The sequence below is a fragment of the Streptomyces sp. SAS_272 genome, from assembly GCF_052543235.1.
The window spans coordinates 59,601-74,340 of the sequence record NZ_JBMNDR010000043.1; the positions used below are offsets into that span (position 1 = coordinate 59,601).

Annotated in this window: 14 protein-coding genes; 4 read left to right on the forward strand and 10 right to left on the reverse strand. The window is 69.3% G+C overall.

Going from position 1 to position 14,740, the window contains the following annotated elements:
* Positions 1-5: 5 nt before the first annotated feature.
* On the reverse strand, positions 6-1,265 hold the full coding sequence (locus ACN6LD_RS23715; RefSeq protein WP_445044190.1) for an MFS transporter: 1,260 nt from the start codon (positions 1,263-1,265) through the stop codon (positions 6-8).
* A gap of 77 nt (positions 1,266-1,342) precedes the next feature.
* Here ACN6LD_RS23715 and ACN6LD_RS23720 point away from each other — a divergent pair, with 77 nt between their 5' ends.
* Entirely contained in the window at positions 1,343-2,404 is a 1,062-nt protein-coding gene (locus tag ACN6LD_RS23720; RefSeq protein WP_445044191.1) for a LacI family DNA-binding transcriptional regulator, read from the forward strand.
* A gap of 90 nt (positions 2,405-2,494) precedes the next feature.
* On the opposite strand, the gene prcA is transcribed toward ACN6LD_RS23720, so the two are convergent.
* From prcA to arc, 6 genes are all read right to left on the reverse strand, one after another.
* Positions 2,495-3,250: a proteasome subunit alpha gene (gene prcA / locus ACN6LD_RS23725; protein WP_107444872.1), complete on the reverse strand. Its 756-nt coding sequence runs from the start codon at positions 3,248-3,250 to the stop codon at positions 2,495-2,497.
* Positions 3,251-3,309: 59 nt separating this feature from the next.
* Positions 3,310-4,155, reverse strand: coding sequence for a proteasome subunit beta (gene prcB, locus ACN6LD_RS23730; RefSeq protein ID WP_319191166.1), 846 nt, complete (start codon positions 4,153-4,155; stop codon positions 3,310-3,312).
* The gene (locus ACN6LD_RS23735) at positions 4,107-4,364 is read right to left on the reverse strand and encodes an endonuclease VII domain-containing protein (protein ID WP_445044192.1); all 258 of its coding nucleotides are present in this window, start codon (positions 4,362-4,364) and stop codon (positions 4,107-4,109) included. The genes prcB and ACN6LD_RS23735 overlap by 49 nt, the downstream gene beginning before the upstream one ends.
* A 368-nt stretch (positions 4,365-4,732) precedes the next feature.
* Positions 4,733-4,951 carry a ubiquitin-like protein Pup gene (locus ACN6LD_RS23740; protein ID WP_107444870.1) on the reverse strand — a complete coding sequence of 73 codons (219 nt, stop codon included), beginning with the start codon at positions 4,949-4,951 and terminating at the stop codon, positions 4,733-4,735.
* Between the two features lie 188 nt (positions 4,952-5,139).
* A complete protein-coding gene (gene dop / locus ACN6LD_RS23745) occupies positions 5,140-6,651 on the reverse strand; it encodes a depupylase/deamidase Dop (protein WP_347336112.1) in 1,512 nt (503 codons plus the stop codon).
* Positions 6,652-6,884: 233 nt separating this feature from the next.
* Positions 6,885-8,651 (reverse strand): proteasome ATPase, encoded by a 1,767-nt coding sequence (gene arc, locus ACN6LD_RS23750; RefSeq protein WP_057579618.1) that lies wholly within the window; start codon positions 8,649-8,651, stop codon positions 6,885-6,887.
* A gap of 243 nt (positions 8,652-8,894) precedes the next feature.
* On the opposite strand from arc, the gene ACN6LD_RS23755 reads away from it, so the two are divergent.
* Positions 8,895-9,200, forward strand: a complete 306-nt coding sequence (locus tag ACN6LD_RS23755) for a ferredoxin (protein ID WP_057579620.1) — start codon at positions 8,895-8,897, stop codon at positions 9,198-9,200.
* Positions 9,201-9,258: 58 nt separating this feature from the next.
* Here ACN6LD_RS23755 and ACN6LD_RS23760 read toward each other — a convergent pair whose 3' ends face one another.
* The 3 genes from ACN6LD_RS23760 to ACN6LD_RS23770 form a co-directional block, all read right to left on the reverse strand.
* Positions 9,259-9,831 carry a hypothetical protein gene (locus ACN6LD_RS23760; RefSeq protein ID WP_445044193.1) on the reverse strand — a complete coding sequence of 191 codons (573 nt, stop codon included), beginning with the start codon at positions 9,829-9,831 and terminating at the stop codon, positions 9,259-9,261.
* A 236-nt stretch (positions 9,832-10,067) separates the two neighbouring features.
* A complete protein-coding gene (locus ACN6LD_RS23765) occupies positions 10,068-10,970 on the reverse strand; it encodes a tRNA (adenine-N1)-methyltransferase (RefSeq protein WP_046261810.1) in 903 nt (300 codons plus the stop codon).
* A 73-nt stretch (positions 10,971-11,043) separates the two neighbouring features.
* Positions 11,044-12,693, reverse strand: a complete 1,650-nt coding sequence (locus ACN6LD_RS23770; RefSeq protein ID WP_445044194.1) for a site-2 protease family protein — start codon at positions 12,691-12,693, stop codon at positions 11,044-11,046.
* Between the two features lie 152 nt (positions 12,694-12,845).
* Here ACN6LD_RS23770 and ACN6LD_RS23775 point away from each other — a divergent pair, with 152 nt between their 5' ends.
* Both ACN6LD_RS23775 and ACN6LD_RS23780 read left to right on the forward strand, forming a co-directional pair.
* Positions 12,846-13,829, forward strand: coding sequence for a RecB family exonuclease (locus ACN6LD_RS23775; protein ID WP_445044195.1), 984 nt, complete (start codon positions 12,846-12,848; stop codon positions 13,827-13,829).
* A 14-nt stretch (positions 13,830-13,843) separates the two neighbouring features.
* The gene (locus tag ACN6LD_RS23780) at positions 13,844-14,515 is read left to right on the forward strand and encodes a response regulator (protein ID WP_107444863.1); all 672 of its coding nucleotides are present in this window, start codon (positions 13,844-13,846) and stop codon (positions 14,513-14,515) included.
* The last annotated feature ends 225 nt before the right edge of the window (positions 14,516-14,740 follow it).

Sequence of the window (14,740 nt, forward strand, 5' to 3'; positions counted from 1 at the left end):
GAACATTACGCCCGATCCCCTGAACTGAAACGGGGTTCGGCAGCACGGTTTGGATCATTTTCCGATGAAGCCGCAACAACCCCACTCCCGGCGGGAACTGCGAGTACCCGCCCCGTGGCCAGCAAAACCAGCAACGACACACCCCCCGCGACCGCCGGCGCCACGAATCCCCACAGCGCCCCGCCCGCCTCCACCACCGGGCCCGCCAGCCCCGTGCCCACCGACGCGCCGACCGTGAACGTCGTCACCAGCCAGGAGAACGCCTCCGTCACCGTGCCCGCCGGAGCGTGCCGGTCCACGATGACGAACGCACACGCGATGACCGGCGCCAGGAACAGCCCCGCCAACGCCGTCAACGCCACCATCGCCACCGCCCCCGGCATCGCCGTCAACGGCAGATAACACACCGCCAGAAGCGCCACCAGCACCCGCAACCGCCGCTCCGGCGGCCCCGCCCACCGCCGCGCCCCGTACACCAGACCCCCGACCAGCGCACCCAGACCCAGCGCCGCCATCAACCAGCCGTACACCGCGTCCCCGCCGTGCTCGTCCGCGTACGGCACCGACGCCACCGTGATGGAACCCAGCGCCATCCCGATGAACAGGAACGCCCCCAGCAGCGCCAGCAGACCGCGCGAGCGCAGCGCGCCCAGCCAGTGCGCCTCACGCGGAGCCGAACGCCACGCACGCGACGGCGGCGACACCACCACCCACAGAGCCCCCGCCACCCCCACCGCGCTCAGCACCACCAGCGCCGCCCGGGCCGACCACAACGACACGCACAACGTCACCAGCAGCGGTCCCACGGTGAACATCACCTCCTGCGCCACCGCGTCCATCGCGTACGCCGTGTGCACCTGGTCCTCACGGCGCAGCACCGCCGGCCACAGCGCCCGCAGACCGCCCTCCAGCGGCGGCGTGAACAGCCCGGAAGCGGCCACCGCGGCATACGCCACCGGAAGCGGATCCGTGCCCGCGAACGCGAAGACCGTCATCGCCGCGGCCGAGGCCAGCGCCGCCGGGAACTGCACCCGCGGCTGTCCGTGCAGATCCACCAGCCGCCCCAGCAGCGGCTGACCCACGGCGTTCGCGACGCCGTACACGGCCGCCAGCGCGCCCGCGAGACTGTACGAACCGCCCTGCGCCCGCACGAACAGCACGATCGCGATGGCCGCCGTGGCGTTGGGCAGCCGGCCCACGAGCGTGCCGACGAGCAGCCGGGCAGCATGCTTCGCCCTGAGGATCTCGAGGTATCCCGCGGCCAATGTCCCGCCTCCGTCGGCTCGCCCCGGGCGGCGACCACCCCGAGGTTTTACGTATAACTTCTTCCGTCATACGTACCATGTGCGCTGTTCACCAGTCCAGACGAAGGAGCGACCCCACCGTGCCACGAGGCAGCACGCGCCCCACGAGCCGCGACGTCGCCCAGGCCGCGGGAGTCTCCCAGGCCGCCGTCTCCCTCGTACTCGGCGACAAGTGGCGCGGCCGCGTCTCCGAACCCACCGCCGAACGCGTCCGCCTGGCCGCAAGCGAACTCGGCTACCGCCCCAACCTCGCCGCCCGCAACCTCCGCCTCGGGCACACCCGCACCGTCCTCCTCGTCGTCCCCGTCCTCACCACCGAGTTCTTCGCCGGCGTCTACACCGGCGCCGCTCGCGTCGCCGCCGAACACGGCTTCGGCGTCGTCCTCTACCCCTCCCCCGAAGGCATCGGGCCCGCCCGATCGCCCTTCGCCTCCGCCCAGGCCGCCCTCGACGGCGTCATCGCCTCCTCCATGGCCGCCGACGCCCTCACCGACCTGCGCGGCGACCAGCTCCCCCTCGTCATGCTCGACAGCGACCCCGCCGGCAGCCTGGGCGCCGCCACCGTCAACCTCGACATCACCGACGGCATACGCCAGGTCGCCGACCACCTCCTCGGCCTCGGCCACCGCCACTTCCTGCACCTCGCCGCCGACGTGCCCTCCTGGACCTTCCACATCCGCGCACGCGAACTCGCCGCCCGCATCACCGCACAACCCGGCGCCACCCTGCGCACCGCCACCACGCCCGTCACCATCGACGGCGCCCTCGCCGCCGCCGAGACCGCCCTCGCCGCCACCACGGGCCCCCGCCCCACCGCCGTCGTCTGCGACGACGACAAACTCGCCGCCGGCGCCTACAAGGCCCTACGACGCCTCGGCCTGCACATCCCCCGCGACGTCTCCGTCACCGGCCTCGACGACCTCGCCCTCGCCACCGCCCTCGACCCCGAACTCACCACCGTGCGACTCGACGCCGAACTCTTCGGCGAACGCGGCATGCACGCCCTCCTCGCCGTCCTGGACGGCCGCACACCGGACGCCGGGGACATCCCCGTCCACCTCGTGGCACGCGCCTCCACAGCCCCTCCCAGACCCTCCTGAGACACCTCACGCCCCGACCGGGACACCGGCCGGGGCGTGAAAGAGCCGAACCATCCGAAAAACGAGGAACAACCCCGCGCGAGCGCGGACCTACTCCTTCCCGACGTCCTCGGAGTCGTCCGAACTCTCCGCCTCCGTGGAAGCGCCGCCCGCCTCCAGCAACCGCGCCAGCTGACGACCCACGATCCGCTTGAACTTACGCTGCTGCGGCCGCGTACGGTCCAGCACCGCAACCTCCAGCCGCTCGGCCGGAATCTCCCGCTGCGTCCCGTTCGTGTCACGCGACAACGCCTGAACAGCCAGCTTCAGAGCCTCCGCCAGACTCATACCGTCCTGATGACGCTGATCCAGATAGCTGCTGATCTGCTCCGCATTGCCACCCACCGCGACCGAACCGTGCTCGTCCACGATCGACCCGTCGTGCGGCAACCGGTAGATCTGGTCCCCGTCCGGCGTGTCACCGACCTCGGCCACCACCAACTCCACCTCGTACGGCTTCTCACCGGCCGAAGAGAAGATCGTGCCCAGCGTCTGGGCGTACACGTTCGCCAGACCACGCGCCGTCACATCGTCACGGTCATAGGTGTAACCCCGCAGATCGGCATACCGCACACCACCGATCCGAAGATTCTCGTACTCGTTGTACTTACCGGCGGCCGCAAAGCCGATCCGGTCATAGATCTCGCTGAACTTGTGCAACGCACGCGACGGATTCTCACCGACGAACACGATGCCGTCGGCATACTGCAGCACGACCAGGCTGCGACCACGAGCGATGCCCTTGCGCGCATACTCCGCGCGGTCCGCCATCGCCTGCTGGGGTGAGACATAGAACGGAGTCGACACCGGTTATCCGTCCCTTTCTGTCGAAGTCACTGGATCACCTGGGACACACACGGACACGCCTACAGCAACGCCGCACGCGGGCCGTCCGGCTGCTCCAGACGCCGCTCGAGGATCGAACGGGCGATCCCCGACGACTCCTCGTCGGTGAGCCTGCGGAACCCGTCCTCGGTGATCACCGTGACGATCGGGTAGATCCGGCGTGCGACATCGGGGCCACCCGTCGCCGAATCGTCGTCGGCGGCGTCGTACAGAGCCTGCACCACGAGCGTCGTGGCCTGGTCCTCCGTCAGATCGTCCCGGTACAGCTTCTTCATCGCCCCGCGCGCGAAGATCGAACCCGAACCCGTCGCCGCGAAGTGATGCTCCTCCGAACGGCCGCCCGTCACGTCGTACGAGAAGATCCGGCCCCGGTCCCGGTCCACGTCGAACCCCGCGAACAACGGCACCACCGCCAGACCCTGCATCGCCATGCCCAGGTTCGAGCGGATCATCGTCGACAACCGGTTGGCCTTGCCCTCCAGCGAGAGCTGCGCCCCCTCGACCTTCTCGAAGTGCTCCAGCTCCAACTGGAACAGTTTCACCATCTCGACGGCCAGGCCCGCGGTGCCGGCGATGCCGACGGCCGAGTACTCGTCCGCCGGGAACACCTTCTCGATGTCCCGCTGCGCGATGACGTTGCCCATCGTGGCCCGGCGGTCACCGGCGAGCACGACCCCGCCGGGGAACGTGACGGCCACGATCGTCGTCCCGTGCGGCGCCTCGATCACACCCTGCGTGGGCGGCAGCTGCCGCTTGCCGGGCAGCATCTCCGGCTGGTGCTCGGACAGGAAGTCCATGAAGGACGAGGACCCAGGCGTCAGGAAGGCAGCTGGTAGACGCCCGGTGCTACGAGTGTTGGCTTCCACGCGTTTCCCTCCAGGTAGGCAACGGCGCGACGACCGATGTCGGGGTCATCTCCCAACTTGCCGATGGCCGAATTGCAGTTGAAGCACAGTACGCCACGGACCCTACCCGTCTTGTGGCAGTGATCCACATGTACGGCCGGGGCTTTCAGGCAGATCACGCAGAGCCCCTTCTGGGAGGCGACCATCGCGTCACGCTCGGCTTCGGTCATGCCGTACTGACGCTTCAGGTGCCCTCGCCTCCCCTTGACGGCTTTGCATGCTTTGCAACAGGTCGCAAGGCCGTCAGACGCTGTGGCGTTGCGATGCCACTCACCGTGCGGCTTCGTCTCCCCGCAGCTGCGGCAGAACTTGTGGCCGTCGGGTGTCTCCACGCGCGGCCGCACGTTCCTTCCCTTCGCCAATTGCCGAGTCTGGTGATAAGCCGACCAGCACTCCCGGCAATAGGCCTGCAGCCCGTCCCGAGCCGCCTTGTTACCGGCGAAGGCTGCCCGCGGCTTGGGCTCCTTGCACCGCGAGCAACGCTTCACGCCATCTTCGCTTGCCAACCCAGAGGCCCCCGAAACCTGCGATTCGAAGGCTACTCGCCACCCTTCTGAACGAAACTTCGAACGAAATCCTCAGCATTCTCTTCGAGGACATCGTCAATTTCGTCAAGAACCGAGTCGACGTCGTCGCTCAGCTTCTCCTGGCGCTCCTTGAGGTCCTCGGAGCCCTGCGTCTCGACCGCCTGCTCCTCGACCTCCTCCGTGGAGCGCGTCGCCTTCTGCTGGCCGCCGCCGGTGTCCTTGGTCGCCATAACCCTCACCCCGCTCTTTCGCCCGATGTGGTCGACAGGTCGGCATTCCTGCCGATCGGTGATGATCAGACCCTACAAGCCGGGTCCGACATCGGCCCCGCAGTTGCGTCAAAGCACGGGGGCCATCTCGATGATTCCCGGCCAGGGCGCTTTCCACCCCGCCGGGCAGGTACCGTCCGGATAACCGTTCAGCCGCCCGAGAGGACCTTGACCAGGTCTTCTGCCGTTCGGCAGCGGTCCAGGAGCTCCTTGACGTGATTTCGCGTTCCGCGAAGGGGTTCGAGGGTTGGGACGCGCTGGAGCGAGTCCCGGCCCGGCAGGTCGAAGATCACGGAGTCCCAGGAGGCCGCGGCGACGTCGTCGGCGTACTGCTCGAGGCAGCGGCCGCGGAAGTACGCGCGGGTGTCCTCCGGGGGCTTGCTGACGGCCCGCTCGACCTCGGACTCGTCCAGGAGCCGCTTCATGCGCCCGCGGGCCGCCAGACGGTTGTACAGGCCCTTCTCGGCCCGTACGTCGGCGTACTGGAGGTCGACGAGGTGGAGGCGGGCGGCGTCCCAGTCGAGGCCGTCGCGACGCCGGTACCCCTCCATGACCTCGCGTTTCGCCACCCAGTCCAGTTCGCCGGCGAGGCTCATGGGGTCGTTCTCGAGGCGGGTGAGGGTGTCCTCCCAGCGGGCGAGGACGTCCTTGGTCTGGTCGTCGGCGTCCGCACCGAAGCGCTCCTCCACGTATTTGCGCGACAGCTCGTAGTACTCCATCTGCAGCTGGACGGCGGTGAGTGTGCGGCCGCTGCGGAGGGTGACCAGTCGCTTGAGGCTCGGGTCGTGGGAGACCTGGTGAAGGGTGCGCACGGGCTGGTCGACGGCCAGATCGACGGCGATGAAGCCGTCCTCGATCATCGACAGGACGAGCGCGGTGGTGCCGAGCTTCAGGTACGTCGAGATCTCGGAGAGGTTGGCGTCTCCGATGATCACGTGGAGACGGCGGTACTTCTCCGCGTCGGCGTGCGGTTCGTCGCGGGTGTTGATGATCGGGCGTTTCAGCGTCGTCTCCAGGCCGACCTCGACCTCGAAGTAGTCGGCGCGCTGGCTGAGCTGGAAGCCGTGTTCGTGGCCGTCCTGGCCGATGCCGACCCGGCCGGCCCCGGCGAAGACCTGGCGGGAGACGAAGAAGGGCGTGAGGTGGCGCACGATGTCCGAGAAGGCGGTCTCCCGCTTCATCAGGTAGTTCTCGTGCGTGCCGTAGGAGGCGCCCTTGTTGTCGGTGTTGTTCTTGTAGAGGTGGATCGGCTGGGCGCCGGGGAGCGCGGCGGCGCGTTCGGCGGCCTCCGCCATGATGCGTTCGCCGGCCTTGTCCCAGAGGACGGCGTCGCGGGGGTTGGTGACTTCCGGGGCGCTGTATTCGGGGTGTGCGTGGTCGACGTACAGGCGCGCGCCGTTGGTGAGGATGACGTTGGCGAGGCCGATGTCCTCGTCGGTGAGCTGGCTGGAGTCGGCGACCTCGCGGGCGAGGTCGAAGCCCCGCGCGTCGCGCAGCGGGTTCTCCTCCTCGAAGTCCCACCGGGCTCGGCGGGCCCGGTGCATCGCCGCGGCGTAGGCGTTGACGATCTGGGACGAGGTGAGCATGGCATTGGCATTGGGGTGGCCGGGGACGGAGATGCCGTACTCCGTCTCGATGCCCATTACTCGCCGTACGGTCATGCGGCCCTCCTTGCCCGGCGGCACCCTCGGTCGTGGGCGCCGCTCAGATACCGGTGGTGCTCCGGTGCGTGTGCGGTGCCCGTCCCCGCAACTAGCGACCCGGCGGTACGGAAGAGCCTAGAACGCCTCTGCGCTGGTGGGGAGATCATTTGCGTCATTGCCTTGCTCCAGCCGTGGCCCGGAAAACAAACGGCTGCGGGTACCCGTGGTGGGCACCCGCAGCCGCCCTGCTTTTACAGGTATTGTCCGGTGTTCGCCACCGTGTCGATGGAGCGTCCGGTGTCCGCGCCCTGCTTTCCGGTGATGAGGGTGCGGATGTACACGATCCGTTCGCCCTTCTTTCCGGAGATGCGGGCCCAGTCGTCGGGGTTGGTGGTGTTGGGCAGGTCCTCGTTCTCCTTGAACTCGTCCACGCATGCCTGGAGGAGGTGGGAGACGCGCAGGCCCTTCTGGTTCTTGTCGAGGAAGTCCTTGATGGCCATCTTCTTGGCGCGGCCGACGATGTTCTCGATCATGGCGCCGGAGTTGAAGTCCTTGAAGTAGAGGACTTCCTTGTCGCCGTTGGCGTAGGTGACCTCCAGGAAGCGGTTCTCCTCGGATTCGGCGTACATGTGTTCCACGGCCGTCTGGATCATGCTCTGGACGGTGGTGGTCTTGTCGCCGCCGTGTTCGCCGACGTCCTCGGAGTGGAGGGGCAGGCGTTCGGTGAGGTACTTCTGGAAGATGTCCTTGGCCGCTTCGGCGTCCGGGCGCTCGATCTTGATCTTCACGTCGAGGCGGCCGGGGCGCAGGATGGCGGGGTCGATCATGTCCTCGCGGTTCGAGGCGCCGATGACGACCACGTTCTGCAGGCCTTCGACGCCGTCGATCTCGGCGAGGAGCTGCGGGACGATGGTGTTCTCGACGTCGGAGCTGACGCCGGAGCCGCGGGTGCGGAAGAGGGACTCCATCTCGTCGAAGAAGACGATGACGGGGGTGCCCTCGGAGGCCTTCTCCCTGGCGCGCTGGAAGACGAGTCGGATCTGCCGCTCGGTCTCGCCGACGTACTTGTTGAGGAGCTCGGGTCCCTTGATGTTGAGGAAGAAGCTCTTGCCGGTGGCCTGGCCGGTGACTTCGGCGACCTTCTTGGCCAGCGAGTTGGCGACGGCCTTGGCGATGAGCGTCTTGCCGCATCCGGGCGGCCCGTAGAGCAGGACGCCCTTGGGCGGGCGCAGCTCGTGCTCCTTGAAGAGGTCGGGGTAGAGGTAGGGGAGCTCGACGGCGTCGCGGATCATCTCGATCTGGCCGCCGAGGCCGCCGATCTGCTCGTAGCCGATGTCGGGGACCTCTTCGAGGACGAGTTCCTCGACCTCGCTCTTGGGGACGACCTCGTAGACGTATCCGGAGCGGGGTTCGAGCAGCAGGGCGTCGCCGGGGCGGATGACGACGTCGAGGAGCGGTTCGGCGAGCCGGACCACCCTTTCTTCGTCGGTGTGTCCCTGCACGAGGGCGCGTACGCCGTCCTCGAGGACCTCTTTGAGGGTGACGATGTCGCCGACGCTCTCGTACTCCATGGCCTCGACCACGTTGAGCGCTTCGTTGAGCATCACTTCCTGGCCGCGTCGGAGCTCTTCGAGCTCGACGCCGGGGCTGACGTTCACGCGGAGTTTGCGGCCTCCGGTGAAGATGTCGGCCGTGCCGTCCTCGTTCGCCGTGAGGAAGACGCCGAAGCCGGCCGGTGGCTGTGCGAGCCGGTCGACTTCTTCTTTGAGGGCCACGATCTGGTCGCGGGCCTCGCGGAGTGTGCCCGCGAGTCGCTCGTTCTGGGCGGACACGCCGGCCAGATTGGTCTGGAGCTCGACGATCCGCTCTTCGAGAATCCTCGTGTGTCGCGGAGAGTCGGCGAGCTTGCGCCGCAGGACGGCGATCTCCTGCTCAAGGTAGGCAATCTGCCCGGACGGGTCGTCGGACCCTCGTCCCGGGCGGATGCCGCGGTTCATGTCGTCGTCGTGGGCTGCCACGGTCCTCACCTCCTCCAAGGGGAGCTGGACGCTTCCAGACCCTACCTGGGTGGGTGTCGATTGAAACCCCTAGATCACAAAGACTGTCGGGGTGTGTCCGATCTTCACCCTTGCGCTCTCCCTCACGCCAGGGGAATACCCACCGAACATGATTGGAAAGCCGCCGGGGGTAGGGTCGAAGTGTTCAACACCCGTCGGAGCCTGCATGGTTCCCCGGCGGTTCGACGATAAACGGCAGGAGTCATGGGCGTGCAGCAGGAGGCCGGTGTCGGCGGTGAGGCGCTGGAGGTCTGGATCGATCAGGATCTCTGTACCGGCGACGGAATCTGTGCGCAGTACGCGCCCGAGGTGTTCGAGCTGGACATCGACGGCCTTGCGTATGTCAAGGGCGCGGACGACGAGCTGTTGCAGGCGGTGGGGGCGGTGACGCCGGTTCCTTTGCCGTTGTTGACGGATGTCGTCGACTCGGCGCGTGAGTGTCCGGGTGACTGCATTCATGTGCGCCGGGTCTCGGACCGGGTCGAGGTGTACGGTCCGGACGCCGAGTGACGTGCCGGTCGCATGCTGTGAGAGCGGTGATTGATTTCTCGCAGGGCGAACGGCCGGGTCAGACGCTGCGGGCGCCCGCGGGGGTGGAGCGGACGAACTCGTCGTCCTTCCACTGCCATCTTGCGCTGTCCTTCACGTCGGGGCAGCAACTGGGCACGTCGGGGGTCGAGTAGCCGAGGAGCGTGGCCTGCACGGCTCCGTCGGCGACGGCGAGACCGGTGACGGTGTTGCGTGCTTTGGGGTCGATGAGGGTGGCGACCACGCGCGCGTGGGTGTGGCCCGGGTTGTGGGTGAGCACGTAGACGCCGTCGGGCGGGGTGCCCATGGGGGCGTCGCAGTGGACGACGGCCACGGTTTCGGGGGCGCCGTCGCCGTCGAGGTCGCCGCTGGCCTTCTTCACCACGAGGGCTTGTTCGGGGCCGCAGTCGAGGGGGAAGTCGACGTCCGCGGTGGAGGGGGCCGCGGTGGGGGCCGGTTTCGCGTCGGGGGCGGTGGCCTGGGCGGCGGTGGCGGGTTTGGGCTGCAGGAGCGAGGAGAGGGCGACGACGCCGGCGATGGCGGTGGCGGTCGCGACCCAGTGGATGGGCCGGGTGTGGGTGTGTGCCAGTTCCGGGACGGCGGGGTGCTGCACTAGGAGTTTCTCCTGCGGTGCCGGTGGGGGTGGGGTTGGCCAGCATCGTGCCACACGTCACAGGGTGGGGGAACGGCGGGGTACGGGATTTCGGACGCGCGCAGGGGTCGGATCGTGCCTCGTCCATGCTGCGGCTCGGGGCAACGAGAAGGCGCCGTGACCGAGTTCCCGTGGTGCTGGGGGAACTCGGTCACGGCGCCTTGTCGTTGGGTTGGAAAGCGGTGGTGCGGGCCGGGTCAGCGGCCGCTGCCTCCGTCGGCGTTGGGGCCGGTGTAGTCCTCGCCGTAGGCGCCCTTGGCGGGGCGGCGGCGGCGCATGGGCGGCTCGACGCCGTCGGCGAGACGGCGGGCGGTGAGCAGGAAGCCGGTGTGGCCGATCATCCGGTGGTCCGGGCGGACGGCGAGGCCTTCCACGTGCCAGTTGCGGATCATCGACTCCCAGGAGGTGGGCTCGTTGAAGGAGCCGATCTCGCGGATGGACTCGACGGTCCGTGCGAGCTGGGTGGTGGTGGCGACGTAGCAGCACAGGATGCCGCCGGGCACCAGCGCCTTGGAGACGGCCTCCAGGCACTCCCAGGGGGCGAGCATGTCGAGGATGACGCGGTCGACGTCGGTGTCGGACAGGTTGTCCTGGAGGTCGCCGACGGTGAGCTGCCAGGCGGGGTGCGGGCCGCCGAAGTAGCGCTCGACGTTCTGCTGGGCGATCTCGGCGAAGTCCTCGCGGCGCTCGTAGGAGTGCAGCATGCCCTGGTCTCCGATGGCGCGCAGCAGGAAGCTGCTGAGCGACCCGGAGCCGACGCCGGCCTCGACGACGCGTGCGCCGGGGAAGATGTCGGCGAAGGCGAGGATCTGTCCCGCGTCCTTCGGGTAGACGACGGCTGCCCCGCGGGGCATGGAGAGGACGTAGTCGGGGAGCAGGGGGCGCAGCGCGAGGTAGGCGACGTTCCCGGTGGTGCGGACAACGCTGCCCTCGGGTGCGCCGATCAGTTCGTCGTGCGGGAAGGAACCCTTGTGGGTGTGGAAGTTCTTCCCGGCTTCGAGCGTGAACGTGTAGTGGCGGCCCTTGGGGTCGGTCAGCTGAACCTGGTCCCCGACCTTGAAGGGCCCGCGCCTGCGGGCGGCACCGGTCGGTTCGGACATGTGAACAGCCTACCGGCGTTTGGCGGGGCCGCCGACCATCGGGGGCGTGGGCGCCGGTTCGGGAGATCGGTGGTCAGCTGGGGCGGGCCATGGCCTTGACGAAGGCGCGTTCGACGTCGGCTGCGGAGAGCACGCCGAAGATCTCTCCGGTCTCCTCGACGACGAGGTATTCGGTGGCGGGGGTGGCGCGCAGGACGTCGAGGAGGTCTTCGCCGGCGAGTTCGGCGGAGACGCGCATGCCGTCGTTGAGGTCCTGGGCGAGGCCGCTGACGGCGACCCAGGGGCGGCGGTGTTCGGGGACGCCGACGATCGCGGCCTCCCGGACGAGGGAGAGCGGTTCGCCGTTGGCGTCGACGACGACGAGGGCGCGGGCGCCGGCGTCGTTGGCGCGGCGCAGCGCTTCGGACAGGGGGGTGTGGGTCTCGACGGGGACGGCGCGCCGGGTCAGGGTGCGGGCGCGCAGTTCGGGGAGGTGTTCGCGCAGGCGCGCCATGCGCAGGCTGTTGCCGGCGCCGGTCCAGATGATCGCGGCGAGGATGGCGGCGAGCAGCGCGTCGGTGACGGTGTCCATGCCGACGCTGTCCTCGGCGCGGGTGCCGAGGGCGCCGGACTGGGTGAGGAGGGGGAGGCCGATGAGGACGGAGACGGCGAGCGCGCGGCCGACCCAGGCGGCGGCGACGGTGCCGCTCATCGGCCTGCCGGTGATCTTCCAGACGACGGCGCGGAGCATGCGGCCGCCGTCGAGGGGGAGGCCGGGCAGGAGGTTGAAGACGGCCACGATGAGGTTGGAGATCATCAGGCCGGCGACCAGGACGCCGGGGACCGTGCCGGGTTCGACGGCGTTCATGGCGAGGTAGAACACGCCGGCCAGGGCGAGGGAGAGGAGGGGGCCGACGAAGGCGAGCCAGAACTCGCGGCCCGGGGTCTCGGCTTCCTTCTCGATCTCGGAGACGCCGCCGAAGAACTGGAGCTGGATGCGGCGGACGGGGAGTTCGAAGCGGAGGGCGGCGATGGTGTGGGCGAGTTCGTGGATGAGGACGGAGGCGTAGAAGGCGACCGCGAAGAAGAGGGAGACGAGGTAGCGGGCGGCGCCGAGTTCGGGCAGGACGCGGTCGAGCTGGCCGCCGAAGACCCAGGTGATGAGGGCGGCGACGAGGAACCAGCTGGGCGCCACGTAGACGGGTACGCCGAAGGGACGGCCCATGAGGATGCCGCCGCGGGGCTGCTCCGGGGGGCGCTGGGGCGGGGGGCCTTTGGGGAGGGCGGGGGGTGCGGGCCGCCCGGCCTCGGCTCCTGTTCCCTTTCCTGTTCCTGTTCCTGTTCCCGTTCCGGCGGTGTGACGGCCGTTGCGGGTTGCGGTCTCGCCGACGTCGGCGTGGGTCTCGCCGGTCTCGCCGGTCTTTTCGGCTCCGGCCTGGGTCTCGGCGGGCTCGTCGCCGTCAGTCGGGTCGTCAGTCGGGTCGTCAGTCGGGTCGTGGTCGTCGTTCCGGTCTGCTCCGGGCTTACCGGGCTCGGCCTCGTCGCCGGTGGCAGGGGTGGGGGCCGCTTCGGGGGTGGTGCTGTCGTCGTGCGGGGCCGGCTGCTGCCGGCGGGGGGCCGTGGGGTCGGCGGCCCGGGGCTCGCTCGGCTGGACGCCGGTGGCCGCGGGCGCAGGTGTCGCGGGGTGCTCGGCCGACTGCTCGTTGTCCGGCCGCGGCCGCCCGCTCCCGCCGCTTTCCACCACGGTGTCCCCTCGATCGAAGCGTCTCCCGCCCGTGACGGGCGGGAGGGTCTGTGACCGATGGTATGCGGCGGTCGTGAGGTGTTCCGCCCGGCACCCCCCGTGTTTCCCGGCTTGTGGGTGACTGTCGGTGGCGGCCCGTAAGGTCTGTGGTCATGGAGAGCAGCAGCGAGGGAGTCGTCCGGGCGGGCGACGGTGGTGGGGCGGAGGAGCCGTCGCGCACGGAGGCGGCCGGGCCTGAGGGGGCGGCGGCGGGGGTCGTCGCGGTGGCTCCGGCGTCGCTGTCGCCGTCGCGGGCCGGTGATTTCATGCAGTGCCCGTTGCTGTACCGGTTCCGGGTGATCGACCGGCTGCCGGAGAAGCCGAGTCCGGCGGCGACGAAGGGGACGCTGGTGCACGCCGTCCTCGAGCGGCTGTTCGACGCGCCGGCGGCCGAGCGGACGGCGGCTGGGGCGAAGTCGCTGATCCCGGGGCAGTGGGACCGGCTGCGGGAGACGCGGCCGGAGGTGGTGGAGTTGTTCGCCGACGATCCGCAGGGCGAGCGGCTCGCCGGCTGGCTCGCGGAGGCGGAGCGGCTGGTCGAGCGCTGGTTCACGCTGGAGGATCCGACGCGGCTGGAGCCCGCCGAGCGGGAGATGTTCGTGGAGACGGAGCTGGAGTCGGGTCTGCGGCTCCGCGGGATCATCGACCGGGTCGACGTGGCGCCGACGGGTGAGGTGCGGATCGTCGACTACAAGACGGGCAAGGCTCCGCGGCCGGAGTACGCCGACGGCGCGCTGTTCCAGATGAAGTTCTACGCGCTGGTCGTGTGGCGCTTGAAGAACGTCGTGCCGCGGCGGCTGCAGCTCGTCTATCTGGGCAGCGGGGACGTGTTGACGTACGACCCGGTCCTGGCGGATCTGGAGCGCGTGGAGCGCAAGCTGCTCGCGCTGTGGGAGGCGATCCGGGAGGCGACGCGGACCGGCGAGTGGCGCCCGCGGCCGACGAAGCTGTGCGGCTGGTGCGATCACCAGGCGCACTGTCCGGAGTTCGGCGGCACTCCCCCGCCGTATCCGCTTCCGGTGGTGCTCGAGGCGCCGGCCCCGGTGAGGGCGGCCGCGTCGGAGGACGGGGCGCAGGGCAGAATGGGGCCGGGCTAGAGAAGGAGATCCACGTGGCCATCCGCGTCCTACTGGTCGACGACCAGCCGCTGTTGCGCACGGGCTTCCGGATGATTCTGGAGGCCGAGCAGGACATCGCGGTCGTCGGCGAGGCCGGAGACGGCTTGCAGGCCATCGACCAGGTGCGGGCGTTGCAGCCCGATGTGGTGCTGATGGACATCCGTATGCCGCGGATGGACGGTGTGGAGGCGACCCGCCAGATCACCGGTCCCGGCCGGGACGGTCCGGCGAAGGTGCTGGTGCTGACCACGTTCGATCTGGACGAGTACGTGGTGGAGGCGCTGAGGGCGGGGGCCAGCGGGTTCCTGCTGAAGGACGCCCCGGCCAATGAGCTGGTGCAGGCGATCCGGGTGGTGGCGTCCGGCGAGGCCATGCTGGCGCCGAGCATCACGCGTCGGCTGCTCGACAAGTACGCCACGCATCTGCCGTCGGGCGAGGAGCCGGTGCCGGACACCCTGCACACGCTGACCGACCGGGAGGTGGAGGTGCTGAAGCTGGTGGCGCGGGGATTGTCGAACGCCGAGATCGCCGCCGACCTGTTCGTCAGCGAGACCACGGTGAAGACGCATGTCGGGCATGTGCTGACGAAGCTGGGGCTGCGTGACCGGGTGCAGGCCGCGGTGTATGCGTACGAGAGCGGTCTGGTGCGTCCCGGCGCCCAGTAGGCGAGCGGCGGGAGCACCGGGTCCGCGGTGTTCGGGTCCGACAGCGCGGCCCGGTACGACGACGAAGGGCGCCCCCTGTCTGCTTGGGTTCTAGGAGTCGTTGCAACACCCCAGTTCAGGGGATGTGATGGACTTCGAGATCCGTAAGATCCGGACGGCTCAAGGGCCTGTGAAGCTGGCTCGGGAGCGGGCGACATACTCCCGGCTCATGGAGCAGGGCTACAG